Here is a 19311-nt window from a genome sequence, read left to right as displayed (position 1 = left end):
CAAACCACCACAGCGCCGGTCAAAACGCATAACTCCAGGTAGCCGACAGTGCGCCCTCACGCGGTAGCTGATAACCGTTGACATCGTCGCTGACCGGCTGTAGCCATTCGAAACTGAGGTTGTTGCCCTGTAGACTCCCGGTTGGCACAAAAGCGTTAATACCAAAACCGACATCCCAATAACGCCCGCCATGATTGCCGGGATAATCCACCGGGCCCAGTTTATTGAATGTCCCGTTATACTCGTTCCTAATCGAGCCCTGCACGGTATAAACGCCGCGCACCGAAGTCGACAGCCACTTTAACAGGTCGTAACTGCCCCAAGCGGTAGATTGGAATATATCGCCAAAAGCGAAACCGGTTTCGTTGTTATGCTCAAGACGTACGGTGCCGTTAAGCTGCGCACCCCAGGAATACTTATCCAATTTTCCGGTATAAGTCATGCTCGGCTTGAGATCCCAAGTGCCGCTGCCCAACTGCATACCGTAATGCTGAAAACCGGCATCGATTCGATGGGTATCCCTGAATTTGACATCAACATCGCCGGTCGGCGCACTGACGCCCAAGGTGCCGTGCAGACGATGGCCTGCCTCATCGAACAGCTTGACCATCGCATAAATGCCGGTATCACCGATACCGCTGGTGGTGTGCTCATGCAAGGTGTGGTGATTGATCAGTGCTTGCTGATCAAAAGTTGCCGATGGTGCGCCATTCAGCTCTCGTGTGGACATGTTCATATCGACGAACTGAGGCATCAGCATCAGTGTTAACCAGTCGGTCGGGGCGTACATAAAATCGAGCATGATCATATTCATGTTCATTCCGCCCGGCGCGGTAAAGCAGGAATCGCCGCCACAGCCATTTTTTACGATAGTTTGATCGCTGACCTTATTGGTACCCTGCAACATATCGCCAGACTGAGTGCTGTACATATAACGGGCGCCGAACATCACGTCACCGGCTTTATCCATCATGTGATCGAACATGACACCGGCGGGTGCATGGCCGCCGTGATGACTATGCCCGCTATGACCGCTATGTTCGCTACCGGCCAGAGATAGTGAGGATAAATCGACCTTCAGAACCGCATTAACCGTGTAATAGTTGTAATCGGCATAAGCGCCCTCACCGCCACCGCCCAGTTTCATCGAGCCTGCGTGGGTATAGTATTCGGCAGCCGCCTCAAAACTGACGCCTTTAGCGAATTGTTTGCTGACGGTAAGTCCGCCACTTAACGCGCCAAATCCCGATAGCCGATGGTCGCTGGAATAATGGCTGGGCAGTTTATTGCGGTCAAACGGAATGGTTTTATTGATCGGATTAACGGCAATTTCGTCGACCATTTTCCCGCTGGCATCCACCAAGTTAAAGTCTTTATCACGAAAATAAACATTGCCATTATTGGGATTGCCCGCTTCAACATAAATAGGCCTTCCGCTTTGATCAACAGCGGCTTTACTGAGGGCCTGACTGGATACCAGGTAAGGTGTGTAAAAATCGGCGGCATCCTGCGAGTAATAACGCACTTTCGGAGTGAGCGTCCAACCATGACCCACCGGCTGAACCCAATCGGCTTCAAAGGTATGAGCATTGACGCCCCAGTCATCGTGAAAAAAGCGGTAATCAAAATGCAAGGCCGCATCCAGACCATTGATATATTGAACATAACGCAAATTTTCAGTCCATTGATTACGCTCGTTGGGACGCTTTTCAAGTAAACCGATGGACACGCCCCTCAGCACTTCACCGGTCTGCGTCGGATCAATGAACGCCGCTTCCACCACCTTATAGGGATTTGCCATATAACCGGTACTGCGGGTATAGCCAATGCCCGCTTCCAGTAGCGCGGTTTCGTTCAGCACCTGGGTCAGGCCCAGCGCGGTTCCCCAGTCCTGTCGATTGCCGCGCAGGACATTATTTCTATCCTCTTTTTGAATTTGGCCGCTGCCGGAGGTGTTATTGTAGGAGTCAAAACCACGGCCGACATCAAAGATATAGGGCGTGGCATCATGATCAAGTATGGCGTGAGTATCGCTGTTGGTGTAACTCAAACCCACGTTCAAACTGGTCAGCTTCTGGTTAAAATCCCAACGTCCGGCCACATTGCCAAACCGCGATTCATAGTCATTTTCTACAGAAATGCCGCCACCGACATCCAGCGCCGCCTCATCCCATTCGTAACTGAATTTGACATCGCCTTGTTTGCGAATCTCCGGCGAGGCAGAAGAAAGCGTATGCACTAGCTGCTTGTCTTTTACATACTCTCCGGTTAAGGCATTCCGTCTCAATGGGTTCAATTGTTTGTCGAACAGCACGCCATTGTTTTGCAGAAAAGGCGTTGCCCCTGAAATCACGCCGCCTTCTTTATTGCCGCCGAAAGAAAGCGGCGCAGTTGCGATAGGCGTCGCCCCACTCCAAGTATCCTGGGTGTAATTAAAGGCAAACTTCAAGCGGTCGGACAACTTGATTTTAGAGCTGCCCAACAGACTGTCCACGACAATCGGGTCAAACCTGCTGTTTTCACCGAAAAGATTACGATTGCTCTCTTCATAATAGCCATATAAAAAACTGACTTCTTCGTCCGCAGCCTGAGCCGTTACAGGCATCAAGCCGGGCAACGACAAAGCGGCAGCGGTCAACATCTGCAATGATGCACTCACTGCCGCTACCGGTTTCGGCTTGGCTGTGCGCGCTAACAACCGCTCGCTCAGCTGCCTATAGCCCAGTGTCAATAGCGAGCTACCGGCGTTTTCGGCATGAAGCTTGGTTAGTATGCGTTTAATAACAGCCACAACCACCCCCTCCAGCAGCGCTGCTACCGGTAGCAGCCTCCCGGCTACCGTAAATATGCGCATTAAAAGTGCTTTGTAAGGGGTAAGGTTCCAAAGCCATCTGCGGCTTGGCAAGCGTGCCTCGCTGCCATGGCGCCACCGGGGAACAGCCCGAAACACAGATAGACAAGGCCAACAACAGCGCTTGCTGTATTGTCTTCATTTGTGGTTTCTCATCATGGTTGTTTTTCATCAAATGTTGCATCGTTCCCACGCAGCGAGAAAATCGTGCCGCTATGAAAAGCGGCTACTATTCAAATCACCGCTTATTTCAGTTCCGGCTTCTCTGCCAGCAACTGCCCGGCGACAAGCCGAAGCTCCTCGGCTGCTCCCTCGCGGAACCCTAAATGGATATGACGAATGACGCCATTACGATCGACCAGATAGGCAGAAGGCATGGCTTTGACATCAAAGTCCCTGGCACACTGCTCATTTTCATCCGCCACCACGGTAAAATTGGCTGGGTATTTAGCCAAAAACGTCTTGGCATCCTCGGGTGCCTGATCCAGATTAACCGCTATCATCTGCAATCCGCTATCTTTAAGATCACGATGCAATTCATTCATGAATGGAAAGGATTTAGCGCAGGGAGGACACCAGGAAGCCCAGAAATCCACATAAACTACTTTGCCGTGGAATTGTTGCAGGGTATAGCGTTGTTTATCGTTGATCGACGACAGTTCGCAATCAGGCACTTTGCTACCAATCTCTGCAGCAAATACCGCTGGTATTTGGGTAAGCGCCAGCAGGGTGCAGAGTCGTATTAATATTCGTGGGTTCATCTAGGAAACTTTCTTTGATAAGCAGTGAGAACTGCGTCGACAGGTTGCTTAATCGCTTAAACGGCAACGCCCGCGACTAGGCGCGCGTACGTTGCCAAGATCAACTATTATTGAATTTGCAATACAGTAATGTCAGTGCCTGTATGTTTGTTGTCACTGGTCACGCAATGCCAGATGACATTGAAGATCCTCGCGCCAGCGCTGGTTTTAGTGACCGATATATAGTACGTGCCGGGGCCGCCGTTAAGGCTGACACCTGGGCTATAGTTATCGTCTCCTGAAACGGGATCGGTGCTGGTCGTCATTTGTTGTCCCTTGTAAATATGAAAGTTCACCAATAATCCAGGTACAGGACTGGAAGAGTCCTTAACCTGACCGAAAAGATGGTGCGGCACACCGGCACCGTCGTCAGTACACGTTACTGCGGCAAGATCGGTAGCGCTTGCATTATTTCCGGCACTATCTATTAACGCACCCGCGTCATGAGCAAATGTGATACCGGCATGCCCTACTGCTACCAAAATCGATAACGCTATAAACGCTTTTTTTAAATATGTGCTTTTCATAAATATCCCCGTATGGCTAGCGTACTAGCAAAAAATAAACACTAAACAAGTATTGGTCGTCTCTTTCCCAAGCCATCAACTTAGGTAATCGAGCTGTTGTTAACTTACTGACAATCATTACAAAGCAGTAGCGGCTTTCTCAAGCCGTTTCAATCTTATTTCCGCCAACTGCCGTACCGTCGCATCGCTATCATTGAGCGCCTGTTGCAGCAAGGCTTCATCGCTACCGGCATTATCTACCGCCGTTAGCCGTACCGATACATGACTATCATGCATCGCCTCACGCAAAGCAGCGGCGGCTCCAGCGCCTTCGCGCTGAGACAAAGCGGAAAGCGCGCGCACGCGTACCATCGCATCGGGGTCTGACAGCGCAGCTACCAGTGTTTGTTTAACGGCCGCATCACCTTTGCGCCCGCCTGCCAACAAACGCCCGATTGCCTCCACCCGTTCGGCAGGCGTGTTAGAGCTCGCCATTTTTAACAAGGTATCCGTTTGATCAGGCTCTGCGTTTGTATTATCTGTCGTCAATGAGAATGGCTGCTGAGTTTCCGCTGATGCGTGCAAAAGCGAATTCTTTTTACCCGTTTCAGATTTTGCACCAATCACCCAAACCTCCTCAATCTGCCGCAGGCCGTCAACGTTTGACAGTTCTTGTGCATAGCGAAAAACAAGATCGGCTTTGCCCACTAGCAGGCACTTCAGCACCTGTTTTACGCTGGTTCCTACACAATTTGCGGTCACCAAATCATCCGGCAATACCGAATAATTCATCCGTACCCCTGTTTTACCGGCTATGCTGTCAAGCACTTTAGCCAATGGCGCTTGCCTGACTTTCAGTTGTAGCTCAGCATCCGCTTCTTTAGTGATAACCAGCCAGCCTTGATCACCTGAATTTTTAATTTCTACAGCCGCTAATAACGCCCCGGGCATCAACAGGGTCAAACAGGTCATCCAGAATTTAATTGCCATCATGAACGGCCTCTCTCCAGAAACTTAAGATCAACATCCCGACAGTCTGGTCTCACAGATGGATATAAACGCATTATCAAATAACCCAATATCATACCAAAAAGAGCATGAAACACGGGAAGCTATTATAAGCCTTCCTGTGCTTCATGCTCTTTCAGGTAGTAAACCTGTGTACTTAATATAAGCTCAAGCCATTCATTGCAAACTTCTCAAACCATCATTCATTTAACAATATTTTTAGCATATTACTGCCTATTTACTTGGGCGGCAAACAAGAAAACTATAAATACGCTGAAGTTAACGCACTACGTTAGTAAAAAAGAAAGTCTACGGCAATAGCTATCGCCGTAGACCGATTTCAGTATGACTACCCCATATCATCATTGGTAATCATACTGACTACTGACGCAACCCGCGCGGTTACGTGTAGTAACGCCTCAGATGAATATCTGGAGCATTAGTGCCAATAATTTGTGCCATTTTGATGCGTACCCGACCAGATAGGCATCTCGACATTAATTTGTTCAGCAGATGGGTAAACATGAATATCATCACCTGCACCCGCATTACCGGTACAGCCACTTGGAAGCGGATTTGTGGTCAAGTTTCTAGTGACTTTCAGAGTGGCTGGCGAACCCCAGCCATCGCCTTTAATCGTATGGGCGGCATCTTGATAACCATCAAAATTAGAATACTTAGCGGCAACATTAAAAGGTTGTCCGGGCACACCGGCAAAGTTGGGAATGGGCGACCAATAAAGAACCTCTTCATCCGTGGCAACAGTGCTAGGCGCATCAATGGAGCAATGGTCAGAAATAGCCGCATAAAACGTTACTGTACGGGCACAGGATGCCGGTTTAATGGTCACAGCAGCTGAGGCGAAATCAACTTGAACGGGGGTGGAGATGGTTTGATCGTAAGCTTTTCCGCCCGCCCAAAACCCATCGATATTATTAAGAGGATCAGCTTTATATTGGTATTCAGGGAACGCGCCACCATTACGAATCATAACCCCGATACCCGCTAATGGAGCATAAAAATCAGTAGCTGCGGTGGTGCTATAGACTTTTCCTGCTCCTGAGTCTACGCCAATAACAGGCGTATAAGATACTGCATTCGGAAATATCACATTCGTTCCAATGGTAGCTTTTCTAGCGGTACTAGGAGGGCAACCATGCCCAATATTTACAGCGTTGTGGACCTTGGTGGCTTCGGCAACACTCGACGTTTCAAAACGGGTATGAGCAAATGCACCCTGACTAACGACGACCATCGCGGCAGTCGTTAGTGAGGATGCGACCAGTTTTTTAAAAGTTATTGGTTTTGACATGTAAACTCTCCTTAAGAATATTGCTGTTATTGTAATTTGACCATTTATTTGGCATGGATCCGTACGGGTTACCCATACGACATACAAAGCATTTTCTGTGCCAATAACAAAATCCCTGCTAATGCCGGCCTCCTGAAGAGATTCGTAAGTTACTTAAATAAAAAATGTGTCATATGACCTAATAAACTGTGTGAAATAACACAGCTTAATAACGGGCAACCCTCATTCTGTTTTCAGTTGGGCTGTTTTTCGGCTATTACCGATACAACCTGCATGGACAGCTCGCAAAACGTTTCGGAGGGCAGCATGCCTGGTTCAGCTCAAGTACCCTGAGCTTTTAACAGGATTTAATCAGCACCTTCCTGCACGACTGCTTAAGATGATTGCCGCGCCGGATAATCTCTGTTCCGGCGCGGCAAAAGCAGACCAAGGCCGATTAATATTTGACCGTCAGGCCAACGAAAGCGGAACGACCCATGCCGGCTACGTTTCTGCCCCAAGGCACGGTTACGTTTGCATCAGCCGTTGGATTCATGCCATAGCGATCGCCCAGATAGGAGCCTGCCAATGGTTGGTAATACTGCTTATCCAGCACGTTGTCCAAACCGACATCCAAACGCAGCATCTTCCATTCGTAACCGGTACGGGCATTCAGCAAAATGTAGGACGGTGTCGTGGTTTCATTTCTGATGCCTTGCACATCATCTTTGCTGTCAACAAACTGCATTTCCACAGCACTGTCCCAGCCATTCCGTTTGTGATCCAGACTCAGTTTCATATTGAACGGCATCATGTGATAGAGATTGCCGCCATCCATACGCTGTCCACGCACGTAACTCATGACGGTGTGGGTGGAGAAATCCCCATAGGTTTTATCGCTGAACAAATCCGCTCGGCCGGAAACATCCATCCCCCATAAACGCGCATCGTGGTTGGCATATTGAAGATAAACGAATCTTTCAGTGGCGGTCTGGTTACTGGCGTCACAGCCGCTAGCCCCATTGGTAGATCCAGAGCAACGATCCGCATCGATAAAATTATTCACATAGGTAAAGTACGGGGTCGCCTTGACTTCCCATAAGCTGTTTTTCGGCTCATGAAACGCAGCGGTAAAACTGACGGTATGCGCTGTTTCCTCAGTCAAATCCATGTTGCCGACATAGCCGTTACCGTCGCCAAACGCGCCGTTCATCGCCATATCCATTTTGCGGGCGCCCCAGGTATAGCGCTCGTACAAGTTGGGCGCACGGTTTTTACGGGCATATCCCAGTTCATAATCGCTGTTGTCGTTAGGCGTGTATTGAACCAAAGCGGTGACATCGAAAGTGTCGGTGTTGCGTTCGCGGTCTTTTGCATTGAAGGCATTGGCGGCACCCAGCGAGAACCCTGAGCCCGCTGCCATGGCCCCACCCAGCAGCTTGGGATTATAAGGCTGCACAGCTCCGGTATCGGTGTTGGTATGGTCGTAACGCAGCCCCAATAAGGTATTCCACTTAGGAGACCACCTAGCTTCCCATTCGCCAAAGAAGCCGACCCGGTCACGCTCGGCATTGTTGAGATTGACGAAATTTTCCGGCGCCATCATCCAGTAAGCCGCTCGCGCATTTGCCGGCTGGCTCGCAGGAATAGAGGTATTGTTATGGACCGCCGGCCAAAAATCATTGATCCGGTTGCTGTGAAACTCGTTACCGAGTCTAAAAGTGTCGCGTTCGGTGACCGGTATTTCCGCCTGAATCTTATAACCTAAGTTCCTGCCGCGGCTTTCCATTGGCATGTAATCATTGGGCGGCGCAAAACTCCCGCCGCCTGCAGCGGTAAGAAAACGATTATGCTTGTCTTCGCCGATATCCATGCTGTGCTTGGTGCTTTCGAAGTAAAAATTACTGTCCAGCGAACCCCAGTCGAATTTTCCCTTGTGCGTGATATTGCCAAAAATGCTGTCATTATTGGTCAGATCCATACGCGCATTAGGAAAGTTCTGATACGGAATATGCTGTTGCCCGCCTTTAATAACAACTAAATGATTGTCGCTTTTGAATGACAAGGAGGCCGCGTGATTCTGATTACGATAGGAGCTGGACTGAACATTGTCGCCATTAGCATCGTTGTAGTTCATGCTTTCGGTATGCGAACCGGTATAGTCCAGGCGCACATTTTGATTGGCAATGCCGGCGGCAATACTGCCCCCAAAGGCATCGCCGTTGCTGCGATAAAAGCTCGAAGCGCTGCCGTCGAGCAGAATATCCTTACCGGGTTCGGCAAAAACCGGATCAAGCGACTCAACGGAAATGGTGCCTCCGATGCTGTCGCCGCCCATACTGACCGGTGTCACCCCGGACATTATGGTGATTTTGCCAATGTTGCTGCGATCGATATAAGACAGCGGTGGATTCATGTGATTAGCGCATGCCGAAGTAATCGTCATGCCATTCACGTTAATCTTAACCCGGTCGTCACTTAAGCCATGAATAACCGGAAGACTCGACACCCCGCCAGATCCGTAGAGACTAACTCCAGGCGTATCTTCAAGCAGCTTTGCCGTGTCGCTGACGGCGGCCTGTTTGCTACGGACTTTTTTATCGTCTATCTCCGTTGTATTCAGAGGGTTGGCGATTGAACGTTTATGGGTAACGGTAATAGGCTCAAGTGTTATAGCCGCAGCGGATGGATTGATATTGTTGTCTGCGGCCAATACAGCTGGGGCAAAGCATAGCGGTATCAGTGCAATCATTTTGCTGTTGCACAAATATCCGCCGATAGCGTTTGCGCCGTGCATTTTTTGAATAGATTTTTTCATTTTTACCTGAATTTTAAATTGAACAATAATTTTGGAAAATTCTCACCTCTGGAATAGATAGAGCAAAAAACAGGCCATAATTTAACTTATTAGTATATAAGGAAATTATAATTTACTGACTCAGACAGTTGCGTCATATGCCGTAGTTTGTTTAATTAAACTGCGTTATATGCCGCAGTTTTTTGATTTCTTATTTACGTCGCCTGCAAGCCTAACGGCCCAATTACCGGATTGATAAGCTTTCAACCGGCTGGAGGGCGATGGGTACCTACCCCGCCCGGCTTGTCAGGCTAAGCGATTTCGGAATACCAAGAACACTGTCCGAGAGGCTCGCCACAAACGGTAAGTCGCTGATTCCGTTCGTGGAGAACTTATCGAGCCATGAATGGAATCAACTTGTTCAGTGCTTCCCTAGCTCAGCACATAGATATACCGGCATGCCCTTGGCAAGAACTCACAAAAGCAGTTTAAAATCGGTTAAAATAACAAATTCTGATAATAATCCTGCAACGGGTTGAAAGCGTAATGCATACAAAATATAACACCGACGACTTGAGAATCCGCGCGACTACAGAAGTCATTGCACCGGTTCAGGTTCATACTGAAATGCCGATTAGCGAGACTGCGGCGCAAACGACTGCACTGGCCCGGCAGGACATACACAAAATACTGTCCGGCCTGGATGATCGCCTGGTCGTGGTGGTGGGTCCTTGCTCCATTCATGACCCGATAGCCGCGCATGAATACGCCCGACTGTTGAAAGTGATTAAAGACGAGCTGGAAGATGATCTGGTGATCGTGATGCGGGTCTATTTTGAGAAACCGCGCACCACGGTAGGCTGGAAAGGCCTGATTAACGACCCCGACCTGGATTCCAGTTTCAATATCAACAAAGGCCTGCGCATTGCCCGACGCTTGTTGCTGGACGTGAATGAAGCGGGCGTTCCGGCCGCAACCGAATACCTGGATTTGATCACGCCGCAATATGTTTCCGACCTGATCGCGTGGGGCGCAATCGGCGCCAGAACGACCGAAAGCCAGGGACACCGCGAATTGGCATCGGGCGTGTCTTGCCCTATCGGCTTTAAAAACTCCACCGATGGCACCATAAAAATCGCTATCGATGCGATAGGCGCGGCGATGAGTCCGCACCACTTCATCTCGCTGAACAAAGCCGGTCATTCGGCTATTTTCTCAACCACCGGCAATGAAGACGTGCATATCATTTTACGAGGCGGCAATGATCGCCCTAATTATGATGCGGTCTGCGTGGAACAGGTTGCCGAAGGCTTGATCAATGCCAAGCTAAAGCCGAATATTATGATCGATTTCAGCCATGCCAATAGTTTGAAACAATGCCAGCGGCAATTGATCGTCGGCGATGATGTCGCCGAACAAATCGCGGGCGGCGATCACCGGATTATGGGGGTGATGATCGAAAGCCATCTTAAGGCAGGTAGTCAAAAGGTTGTTGAAGGCCAGCCGCTGGTCTACGGCCAAAGCATTACCGATGCCTGCTTGTCGTGGGATGATACCGTTCCGCTGTTAAGAGAGCTGGCGCAAGCGGTACAACAACGCAGAACCGTGGACACCAGCCGGAGTTTAAGCAGATGATAGTTTATGTGAATGGCGAAACCCGCGACTGCGCCGAAAACAGCACCGTTGCCGATGTGGTCAGCGATTTGGGCTTAACCGGCAAAAAAATTGCGATTGAACTGAATAAAGAAATTCTGCCGTTTCAGCAATACGATACTCAGGTGCTACAGGCAGGGGATCGCCTGGAAATTGTGCATGCGATTGGCGGCGGCCAGGATGATTCTTTTATGCTCGCCGGGGTCAAGTATCACTCAAGATTATTGGTCGGCACCGGCAAATACAAGGACATGGAAGAAACCCGTTTAGCCATTGAGGCCAGCGGCGCGCAAATTGTGACGGTGGCGATTCGCCGTACCAATATCGGCCAGAATCCCGGCGAGCCTAATTTACTGGATGTCATTTCGCCGGATAAATACACCATTCTGCCCAATACCGCCGGTTGTTATACCGCCGAAGACGCAGTCAGAACCTGTCGCTTGGGCAGGGAATTGCTCGGCGGCCACAAGCTGGTCAAGCTGGAAGTATTGGCCGATCAACTGACCTTGTTTCCCGATGTCGCCGAAACTTATATCGCCGCCGAACGGCTGGTTAAAGACGGCTTTGATGTGATGGTCTATACCAATGACGATCCGATTGCGGCAAAACGTCTGGAGGATATTGGCTGTGTGGCGGTTATGCCGCTGGCCGCGCCGATTGGTTCGGGTTTGGGGATACGGAATCCTTATAATATTTTAACTATTGTTGAAAATGCCAGGGTGCCTATTTTAGTCGATGCCGGTGTCGGTACCGCTTCCGATGCAGCCATTGCGATGGAATTGGGTTGCGCCGGGGTATTAATGAATACCGCGATTGCCGCCGCTAATAATCCGATACTGATGGCTTCGGCAATGCGTAAAGGCATCGAAGCTGGCAGAGAAGCATTTTTGGCGGGACGTATGCCGCGTAGGCGTTTTGCTTCGGCCTCATCGCCGATAGACGGCTTGTTTTTTTAATTTGATAACGCTGGTATAGTGTGGACGCGAATTTATTCGCGCCCACAAATAGATAACCCTAGCTATATCAGGCTTAAAACTTAATGCCAGTAAGAACCGGGCTGTGAACCCCCCTTAAATCGACTACGACCATTATATTTTTATGCTTTCTGCTGAACAAAATCCCTCCCATAGAATTCGTAGCTTTACCCGTCGCCAAGGACGCATTACCCAAGGCCAACAATTGGCTTTGGATAGTCATTGGGACAAGTATTGTCTCGATGCTGATGTCGACTATGACTTTAACCAGGTCTTTGGCCGTGTAGCGCCATTGATTATTGAAATAGGTTTCGGTTCCGGCGACAGTCTGGCGAAGATGGCGGCGGCCAATCCTGACAAGGATTATATCGGCATTGAAGTACATAAACCGGGTGTCGGGCATTTAATGCTGCTGCTGGATCAACAAAGCCTGACCAACGTCAGGATTTATTGTCACGATGCGATGGATATTATTGAGCATAAGGTTGCCGACAATAGCCTGGCGGGGGTGCATTTGTTTTTCCCCGACCCATGGCCGAAAAAGAAGCATCATAAACGGCGTATCGTCCGCCCCAGTTTTATTGAACTATTAACCAGAAAATTGCAGCCGGATGGTTATTTTCATACGGCGACCGATTGGCAAAATTATGCCGAACACATGTTAACGGTATTGTCGGCAGGGACCGGTATCAGCAATGCCAGCGCTACCGGGGACTATTGCGAACGTCCGGAATATCGTCCGTTAACAAAATTCGAGCAGCGCGGTATACGCTTGGGGCATGGCGTCTGGGATTTGATTTTCAGGAAAGGATAAAGATCCTTTGTAGGGGCGACTTTAGTCGCCCAAGGCGAATGAATTCGCCCCTACAGCGGGTTAACATCCAAGTGCATCGCGTTAATGATGAGCTTCAGCTCGTCACGTTGCCGCTTTAACGGCTCCAGTTCGGCTTCAAGGCTGGCAATGTTTTCAATAATGCTGTCTTTTGACTCGTTAATTTTTTTCAGCATTTGCAAGCGACCTTCAATTTGTTTTTTATGACCCTTAATTTGATGCATCAAAGGCGTTAATACCCCGTTACTCCAGGTTATCGCATCGGCATTCGCCAGTCTGAGTATATTTCTGGCTTTGACGATCAGCGTGCTGTAAAGCTTATTGATAACAACACTTTGTTCTGACATCGTGGTTCTGGTGCTGGTCCGGAATACTTCGCCCTCATCAAAAATCTGTTCCAGCTCAATCTGATAGTGTTTGATCGAAAACAGCTGCGGTTCAATCTCCTTAAAGCCGTATTCATCGTTAAATTTTTTGTGTATCGCCTTGACCAATCGCCGGGTTTCATTGGTAATATCGACAGAGTCCTGCAAGAGCTCACGTAACTCATCAAACAATTTACGGATATTTTGCTTCATACCATAAGTTGTCAGGCTTTTAGCCATGTCGTGCTTGGTGGTTTTGATGATGTCATCAATTTTTTCTTTGGCGAATGAATCAACCAACATCTGCGCTTGAACACCAAAAACCAGGCGACTGGCCTTAAAATTTTTGACATTCGCCATGTAAAGATTTTGCCGGTCGCGCATTTCCGCCATCAATTTACCGGTCATATCCTCATTTTGGAAATCGATTTTTTTAAATTCCTCAAGCTGGGTAATCGCATTGACCAATGAAGCACTGGTTAAGTTGGAAGACTCTTTAACTAGAAAACCAATGTCGCGTGTAATGATTCCCAGCAGAATGTCTTTGCGCTGTTTCAAAATATTATTGGCAAGATAATTTTCCAATGCGGCCAAACGGCTTTTTTCCAGCAAAGCCTGGTCGTCTTTAACCTTCGCAAGCAGGGCTTGTTTGGCTGAAACCGGAAAAATAACGTCCTCGTTGACTTTTAAAGTCATCGCCGATGTTTTTATTTGTGACCGTATCGAATCGTCATAGCCGTTTTCGTCGGCAAGATCATCCCACATTGCATCGATTTTATTCATCACCACGGCTAAACCCTGCTTATTGCCGCCCCGATTATGACAAACATGATTGTGCCACATTTCCAGGTCGCTTTTAGTCACGCCGGTATCGGCAGCAAGCACAAAAATAATGGCCTGAGCACTGGGCAGCATGTTTAAGGTCAGTTCCGGCTCGGTTCCCAATGCATTTAAACCGGGTGTGTCCAATATCGATAAGCCCTGTTTTAATAACGGGTGAGGGAAGCTAATCAAGGCATGACGCCAACAGGGGATTTCAACTTTTTCCGGATTGATAATACCTTGCTCCGCCGCTTCACGTGCATTCCACAAACCCAGTTGATCGGCAAGGGCCCGATCAACTTGTTTAGTAGCAACCAGCTCCTTAAAGGCTTCCTGCATTTGCGTGGGCGAAGTACTGTCAAGATCAATTTGCAGCCAGCGATCCGGATTGTTTTTAAACTCAGCCAGTGAAATGTCTTCAAGTCGACTTTCGATATTGAGCAGACGGATATAACTACCGCCTTTTTCATCGTGAAAAAGTTCGGTGGGCGACATCGTTGTGCGACCCGGTGAAGACGGCAGCAATCTGACCCCTGTTTCCGCAAAAAACAGCGCATTGATCAGTTCGGTTTTACCACGAGAAAATTCAGCCACAAAAGCCAGTGTGATTCTGTCCGCTTGCAGACCATTAACAATATTTAGAATGATATCGGTGCTGTGAGCATCATTCATGCCATAGCGACTACGCCATTGGTGATACATTTCTATCGTTTGAACCAGTTGTGCACGCCATTGCGAATATTCGTGCATTTGCTCTTTAAATTCCATATTCCTCATGGCATGCCTTTTTTTATTAACATGATTTTATCAATTAATCGATAGCGGTAATTGTTCCTTGCATCGCTCAACTGCCCTATCCATAGGGTCGTCAGATGGCGGTGATTTTTTTGAATAATTGTAGTCCATATCTAAAGAACTGTTAGTTTAAATGCCGTAAAGACCCTGATAAGCTTTTATCGACTTGAGTAAAGACGCATCTTGGTCAATATCAGCGGTTAAATAGTCAATAATATTTGCCAGAGTGATGATAGCAACCACCGGCATTGAAAATTGATCTTCAACTTCCGCAATAGCAGACATAGAATTTTGGCCTTTTTCCTGTCTATCCAGCGCAATTAATACCCCTGCCGGTATTGCATGGGCATTTTTTATGATGTCTACCGACTCCCTGACTGAAGTACCGGCAGTGATAACATCGTCAAGTATCAGCACCTTGCCCTGTAGCGGAGCGCCCACCAGACTGCCGCCCTCGCCATGATCTTTGGCTTCTTTGCGATTGAAGGCAAAAGGAATATCTTTGCCGGTTAACCGGGCATAGGCAATCGATGTTGCACTGACCAACGGAATGCCTTTATACGCAGGGCCGTAAAGAATATCCGGTTTAATGTCGGATTGGATCAATGCCTGAGCGTAAAACTCGCCCAATTTTCCCAGTTGAGCGCCGGTATTGAATAAACCGGTATTAAAGAAATAAGGACTGGTGCGCCCTGATTTTAATTGAAATTCGCCGAATTTAAGTACGCCGCATTCCAGTGCGTAGGAAATAAAGTTTTTTTGATAATCAAGCATGATGTTATAGGGCTAAGAGTTAAGAGTTAATGGCTAAGGGCTGAAAAAATCTTAAACCTCAATGCAAGCTTTTTTTCGCCCTTAGCCTTTATTTATTTGCCGTTTTCAGGAATAAATTTTTCTAAAATATTGTCCAGAAAGTTCCAGCCTTGTTCTGAGCAATAATAATGATTATTCTGCCGGATAAGCAGATTCTGCTGCACACAAGCAGATAAAGCTGGCTCCAGAGTAGCCGGAGCCAGTCCTGTTGTTGCTTGATAAGCTTCCAATGTAAACCCCTGCTTCAGGCGCAAATGATTCATGATAAATTCTAAAGGCAACTCCGCTACAGAAATAACGTCGGCGCCGCCGTTTTGATGCGAGTCCCTTAAATACTGTTCCGGGCTTTTGGCTTTAAAACTGCGAATAATGTGCTGCGGTAATGCTTGGCTGATCTTCCCGTGAGCGCCAGCGCCTATACCCAAATAATCGCCAAACTGCCAATAGTTTACATTATGCCGGCATTGCCGGCCTTGTTTACTATAGGCTGAAACCTCATATTGCAGATAGCCCTGGTCTGCCAATAGCGCCTGACACTGTTTTTGTGTACTGAAGATGGTTTCATCATCAGGCAATTTGGGCGGAAATTTATAAAAAAAAGTATTGGGTTCCAGCGTTAATTGGTAAAACGAAATATGGGTAGGTTCGAGATTTATAGCCATCTCTATATCTATTTTGCTGCTGTCCGGGCGGGCACCCGGCAAGCCGAACATCAAATCCAGGTTGAAATTGTCAAAACCTGACTGGTGGGCAATCTCGGCAGCATGAATAGCTTCCTGCGCCGAATGAACTCGGCCCAGTTTTTTTAATAGGCCGTCATTAAAGCTTTGTATGCCGATCGATAAGCGGTTGATACCCAAAGCCCTGAACTCGGCAAATTTATGGCTCTCAAAAGTACCGGGATTAGCTTCAAGAGTGATTTCCAGCGATTCTTTAAGTACCAGTTGTCGCTCTATGCCGCGTAATAAGCGGTCAATCGATTCGGGTGAAAACAAACTGGGCGTGCCGCCGCCGATAAAGATACTGCTGATCGGCCTAGTGATGTTATAGCGCTGTATATCGACAGCTAAATCATTCAGCAATGCGGTAATATAAGCGGATTCAGGCGTATCGGATTTAATCGCGTGTGAATTAAAATCGCAATAAGGACATTTTTGAATACACCAGGGGATGTGAATATAGAGACTAAGCGGAGGCAAGAGATTTTTTGCTATATAGTTTAAAATAACAGCTAGTTTAACACGCGAACCTCTGATTAATAAGACGCTAACGGATGAATAATCCTAGAAAAACCAGCTCGTCCACGAAAGCCAAAAGGTGACGATTTACAGCGCCTCGCTAAACTCAGCAGAGTCTTGGCATTTCTTTGAAGATTTTCGCGCTTTTCGCAGATCAATGCGGTTTTTGGATAATACGTTAAGTAGCACTTAACTTTGCTTGATTACGCTGACACCTTTTTGTTGATGACAAACTATTTTAAAGCGAGAACATATGCGACTGTTACTGGTTGAAGACGACGAAATACTGGGCGATGGACTGGTTGAAGGCTTAAAAATGGAAGGTTATGCGGTTGACTGGCTGACCAACGGCAAGCTTGCCGATGAAGCGCTGAAACTCAATTGCTATGAGCTGATCGTCCTGGATCTGAACTTGCCGGATATGGAGGGTATGGATATTTTGAAAGCGTTGAGAGCGCGTAAAGATGAAACGCCGGTGATGGTGTTAACGGCCAAGGATACCGTTCCTGACCGCGTATTGGGCCTGGATAGCGGTGCCGATGATTTTGTCATTAAACCGTTCGAGCTGGATGAAGTGTGCGCACGGCTAAGAGCCTTGGCGAGAAGAAACGAGGGCCGCAGCGTGCCCAATATCGAGTATAAAGGTATTGTTTTGGATCCGGCCTCGCACCAAGTAACCTGGAACGATGAAAAGATTGACCTGTCGCAAAAAGAATTTGAGATACTGAGCTTTTTAATGGCCAATATCGGCAAAGTTATTTCCCGCGCCCGGCTTGAAGAGAGCTTGTATTCATGGGATTCGGATGTGGAAAGCAATACCGTGGAGGTTCATATTCACCATCTGAGAAAAAAACTCGACCCGTCCATTATCCGCACCGTCCGGGGTGTGGGTTATATTATTGACGAAGAAGATTAATGAATTATTCGCTACGCCAGCTGTTGTTGTTTAGCCTGCTTTCCGCATCGATGTTGATCTGGGGAGTGACGGCCTATATGAACTATAAAGTCACCCGCGACGAAGTTGCCAGCCTGTTTGACGCCGAATTGGCGCAATCGGCAAAAGTACTGCATGTATTTGTCGAAAGCCTGGTGCGGGAAGGCTCACTCTCCAAGCATTGGGCGCAAACGCAAACCGACAGACGCCTGCACGTCAATACCAAGCGCAAACAAAAATCGCAAAGCGCTTTTCAGCTCTGGTCCAAAGGAGACAGTTTATTACTGCGCTCGGAAAAGTCACCTCAGTTTGCGGTACTTGGATTTAACAAAAAAAGTGTTGATGATCAATTATGGGAAGTATTTGACGGACTTTTGGAATCAAGCACCTTCGGCCATAAATACGAAAGAAAAGTCGCTTTCCAGCTGTGGTCCAGAAATGACGGCTTATTGCTGCGCTCGGAAAGCGCACCCTCGTTTGCTTTTTCCCCTACCGCCCTTGGTTTCAGCGAAACCGATATCGATGGACACTTGTGGCATGTGTTTAGCCTTGCCAGCTCAAATGGCGAATATATAATCCATGTCGGTCAGAAGGAAGAGATTCGCGCCGAATTAACCGATGAATTATCGGCGCAATTGGTCATGCAATTTCTGGTCGGTTTACCGATTTTAGGCATCGTTATCTGGATTATTGTCGGGCACTCTTTAAAACCGCTTAATCGCCTGGAAATAGCACTATCCCGGCGAGAAGCCAGTTTTCTTAAGCCGCTATCCAGTAAAAGGCTGCCCAAGGAAATTATCCCGGTAGTCAATGAGATCAATACCCTGTTCGCCCAGCTTGAGCAGGCCTTTGAACATGAGCGCCAGTTTACCGCCGATGCCTCGCACGAATTAAGAACGCCGTTGGCCGGACTGCTGACCCAGGCGCAGGTTGCGATGCGTACCGGCGACGAAACGGTTCGACATCAGGCGCTAAAGAGAATAGAACAAGCCGTCAATCGCATGACCTACATGGTGCAACAGTTATTGACCTTCTCGCGCATTGAATCCGGCACTGAGTTTTTAGCCAAAGAAATCACGGTACTCAGTCGTGAGGTGATGCGCAATATTGCCGAACTGGATCCTGAGGCGCATAAAAAACGGATACACATGGAATACGATGAAGTTAATGCGATACCCATAGTAGCCAACACCCTGCTGATTAATATTTTGATCCGAAACATTATTGATAACGCGATCAAATACACGCCGAATAACGGCATGGTCAGGGTTGCCGTGGTAGGCACAGCACAAAAAATGCTGCTGTGCGTTGAAGACTCTGGGCCAGGCATAGCGCCCAATCAATATAAAAAATCACTGCAACGATTTCATCGCTGCGTAGAAACCGCCAATAAAGCACAAGGTACCGGCCTGGGCTTTTCGATCGTACAACGCATTGCAGCGATACATGACGCTGAACTTGTTTTGGATGAGTCCGATCTGGGCGGCTTGAAAGTTACCGTGGCATTTCCCCTGCCGCCAAGAACCGCGGCTAAAAAACATCCGGGGAAATTAAGCTTTTTTACGCTCAAGAAAAGCGCTTGATGCACTATTGACGGTTCCGACAAGCCCTTATTTTATCGGTAAATGTGAA

The 19311-nt window shown here is 48.0% G+C and carries 15 protein-coding genes; 5 read left to right on the top strand and 10 right to left on the bottom strand.

Annotated elements, in window-relative coordinates; genetic code table 11:
- Positions 1 to 19 precede the first annotated feature (19 nt).
- The 7 genes from ABXJ76_RS01600 to ABXJ76_RS01570 all read right to left on the bottom strand — a co-directional run bounded on the left by ABXJ76_RS01600 (position 20) and on the right by ABXJ76_RS01570 (position 9274).
- Positions 20 to 2791, bottom strand: coding sequence for a DUF3570 domain-containing protein (locus ABXJ76_RS01600; RefSeq protein ID WP_432743473.1), 2772 nt, complete (start codon positions 2789 to 2791; stop codon positions 20 to 22).
- A complete protein-coding gene (locus tag ABXJ76_RS01595; RefSeq protein WP_432743471.1) occupies positions 2778 to 2993 on the bottom strand; it encodes a DUF4266 domain-containing protein in 216 nt (71 codons plus the stop codon). The genes ABXJ76_RS01600 and ABXJ76_RS01595 overlap by 14 nt, the downstream gene beginning before the upstream one ends.
- A gap of 103 nt (positions 2994 to 3096) precedes the next feature.
- Positions 3097 to 3612: a TlpA disulfide reductase family protein gene (locus tag ABXJ76_RS01590; RefSeq protein WP_432743469.1), complete on the bottom strand. Its 516-nt coding sequence runs from the start codon at positions 3610 to 3612 to the stop codon at positions 3097 to 3099.
- A 107-nt stretch (positions 3613 to 3719) separates the two neighbouring features.
- Complete coding sequence (locus ABXJ76_RS01585) at positions 3720 to 4178, bottom strand: hypothetical protein (protein ID WP_432743467.1); 459 nt, start codon at positions 4176 to 4178, stop codon at positions 3720 to 3722.
- 117 nt (positions 4179 to 4295) lie between these two features.
- The gene (locus ABXJ76_RS01580; protein WP_432743466.1) at positions 4296 to 5150 is read right to left on the bottom strand and encodes a HEAT repeat domain-containing protein; all 855 of its coding nucleotides are present in this window, start codon (positions 5148 to 5150) and stop codon (positions 4296 to 4298) included.
- A gap of 454 nt (positions 5151 to 5604) precedes the next feature.
- Positions 5605 to 6477 (bottom strand): hypothetical protein, encoded by an 873-nt coding sequence (locus ABXJ76_RS01575; protein WP_432743464.1) that lies wholly within the window; start codon positions 6475 to 6477, stop codon positions 5605 to 5607.
- A gap of 436 nt (positions 6478 to 6913) precedes the next feature.
- On the bottom strand, positions 6914 to 9274 hold the full coding sequence (locus ABXJ76_RS01570; RefSeq protein WP_432743462.1) for a TonB-dependent receptor plug domain-containing protein: 2361 nt from the start codon (positions 9272 to 9274) through the stop codon (positions 6914 to 6916).
- Positions 9275 to 9799: 525 nt separating this feature from the next.
- On the opposite strand from ABXJ76_RS01570, the gene ABXJ76_RS01565 reads away from it, so the two are divergent.
- The 3 genes from ABXJ76_RS01565 (at position 9800) to trmB (ending at position 12694) form a co-directional block, all read left to right on the top strand.
- Entirely contained in the window at positions 9800 to 10888 is a 1089-nt protein-coding gene (locus tag ABXJ76_RS01565; RefSeq protein ID WP_432743461.1) for a 3-deoxy-7-phosphoheptulonate synthase, read from the top strand.
- On the top strand, positions 10885 to 11862 hold the full coding sequence (thiS, locus tag ABXJ76_RS01560) for a sulfur carrier protein ThiS (RefSeq protein ID WP_432743459.1): 978 nt from the start codon (positions 10885 to 10887) through the stop codon (positions 11860 to 11862). Before ABXJ76_RS01565 ends, thiS begins: the two co-directional genes overlap by 4 nt.
- Before the next feature lie 142 nt (positions 11863 to 12004).
- Positions 12005 to 12694, top strand: a complete 690-nt coding sequence (gene trmB, locus ABXJ76_RS01555; protein WP_432743457.1) for a tRNA (guanosine(46)-N7)-methyltransferase TrmB — start codon at positions 12005 to 12007, stop codon at positions 12692 to 12694.
- 50 nt (positions 12695 to 12744) lie between these two features.
- On the opposite strand, the gene ABXJ76_RS01550 is transcribed toward trmB, so the two are convergent.
- From ABXJ76_RS01550 to hemW, 3 genes are all read right to left on the bottom strand, one after another.
- On the bottom strand, positions 12745 to 14676 hold the full coding sequence (locus tag ABXJ76_RS01550) for a dynamin family protein (RefSeq protein WP_432743455.1): 1932 nt from the start codon (positions 14674 to 14676) through the stop codon (positions 12745 to 12747).
- A 147-nt stretch (positions 14677 to 14823) separates the two neighbouring features.
- Positions 14824 to 15468, bottom strand: coding sequence for an orotate phosphoribosyltransferase (gene pyrE, locus ABXJ76_RS01545; protein WP_432743453.1), 645 nt, complete (start codon positions 15466 to 15468; stop codon positions 14824 to 14826).
- A gap of 92 nt (positions 15469 to 15560) precedes the next feature.
- Entirely contained in the window at positions 15561 to 16706 is a 1146-nt protein-coding gene (gene hemW / locus ABXJ76_RS01540) for a radical SAM family heme chaperone HemW (protein ID WP_432743450.1), read from the bottom strand.
- Positions 16707 to 16998: 292 nt separating this feature from the next.
- On the opposite strand from hemW, the gene ABXJ76_RS01535 reads away from it, so the two are divergent.
- Positions 16999 to 17661 carry a response regulator gene (locus tag ABXJ76_RS01535; protein WP_432743448.1) on the top strand — a complete coding sequence of 221 codons (663 nt, stop codon included), beginning with the start codon at positions 16999 to 17001 and terminating at the stop codon, positions 17659 to 17661.
- Positions 17661 to 19262 (top strand): ATP-binding protein, encoded by a 1602-nt coding sequence (locus tag ABXJ76_RS01530; protein WP_432743446.1) that lies wholly within the window; start codon positions 17661 to 17663, stop codon positions 19260 to 19262. Before ABXJ76_RS01535 ends, ABXJ76_RS01530 begins: the two co-directional genes overlap by 1 nt.
- Positions 19263 to 19311: the final 49 nt, after the last annotated feature.

This window comes from Methylobacter arcticus (genome assembly GCF_050917435.1).
Classification (GTDB): domain Bacteria; phylum Pseudomonadota; class Gammaproteobacteria; order Methylococcales; family Methylomonadaceae; genus Methylobacter_A; species Methylobacter_A titanis.
The sequence above is the reverse complement of the archived record's forward strand: the minus strand, read 5'-3'. Positions and strand labels throughout refer to the sequence as shown.

Excerpts from the sequence above, each read along its gene's own strand:
- ABXJ76_RS01550 (WP_432743455.1), bottom strand. The coding sequence starts at position 14,676 with ATGAGGAATATGGAATTTAAAGAGCAAATGCACGAATATTCGCAATGG.
- ABXJ76_RS01570 (WP_432743462.1), bottom strand. The coding sequence starts at position 9,274 with ATGAAAAAATCTATTCAAAAAATGCACGGCGCAAACGCTATCGGCGGA.
- ABXJ76_RS01585 (WP_432743467.1), bottom strand. The coding sequence starts at position 4,178 with ATGAAAAGCACATATTTAAAAAAAGCGTTTATAGCGTTATCGATTTTG.
- trmB (WP_432743457.1), top strand. The coding sequence starts at position 12,005 with ATGCTTTCTGCTGAACAAAATCCCTCCCATAGAATTCGTAGCTTTACC.
- ABXJ76_RS01595 (WP_432743471.1), bottom strand. The coding sequence starts at position 2,993 with ATGAAGACAATACAGCAAGCGCTGTTGTTGGCCTTGTCTATCTGTGTT.
- ABXJ76_RS01580 (WP_432743466.1), bottom strand. The coding sequence starts at position 5,150 with ATGATGGCAATTAAATTCTGGATGACCTGTTTGACCCTGTTGATGCCC.
- ABXJ76_RS01565 (WP_432743461.1), top strand. The coding sequence starts at position 9,800 with ATGCATACAAAATATAACACCGACGACTTGAGAATCCGCGCGACTACA.
- ABXJ76_RS01590 (WP_432743469.1), bottom strand. The coding sequence starts at position 3,612 with ATGAACCCACGAATATTAATACGACTCTGCACCCTGCTGGCGCTTACC.
- ABXJ76_RS01575 (WP_432743464.1), bottom strand. The coding sequence starts at position 6,477 with ATGTCAAAACCAATAACTTTTAAAAAACTGGTCGCATCCTCACTAACG.
- thiS (WP_432743459.1), top strand. The coding sequence starts at position 10,885 with ATGATAGTTTATGTGAATGGCGAAACCCGCGACTGCGCCGAAAACAGC.
- pyrE (WP_432743453.1), bottom strand. The coding sequence starts at position 15,468 with ATGCTTGATTATCAAAAAAACTTTATTTCCTACGCACTGGAATGCGGC.
- ABXJ76_RS01535 (WP_432743448.1), top strand. The coding sequence starts at position 16,999 with ATGCGACTGTTACTGGTTGAAGACGACGAAATACTGGGCGATGGACTG.
- ABXJ76_RS01530 (WP_432743446.1), top strand. The coding sequence starts at position 17,661 with ATGAATTATTCGCTACGCCAGCTGTTGTTGTTTAGCCTGCTTTCCGCA.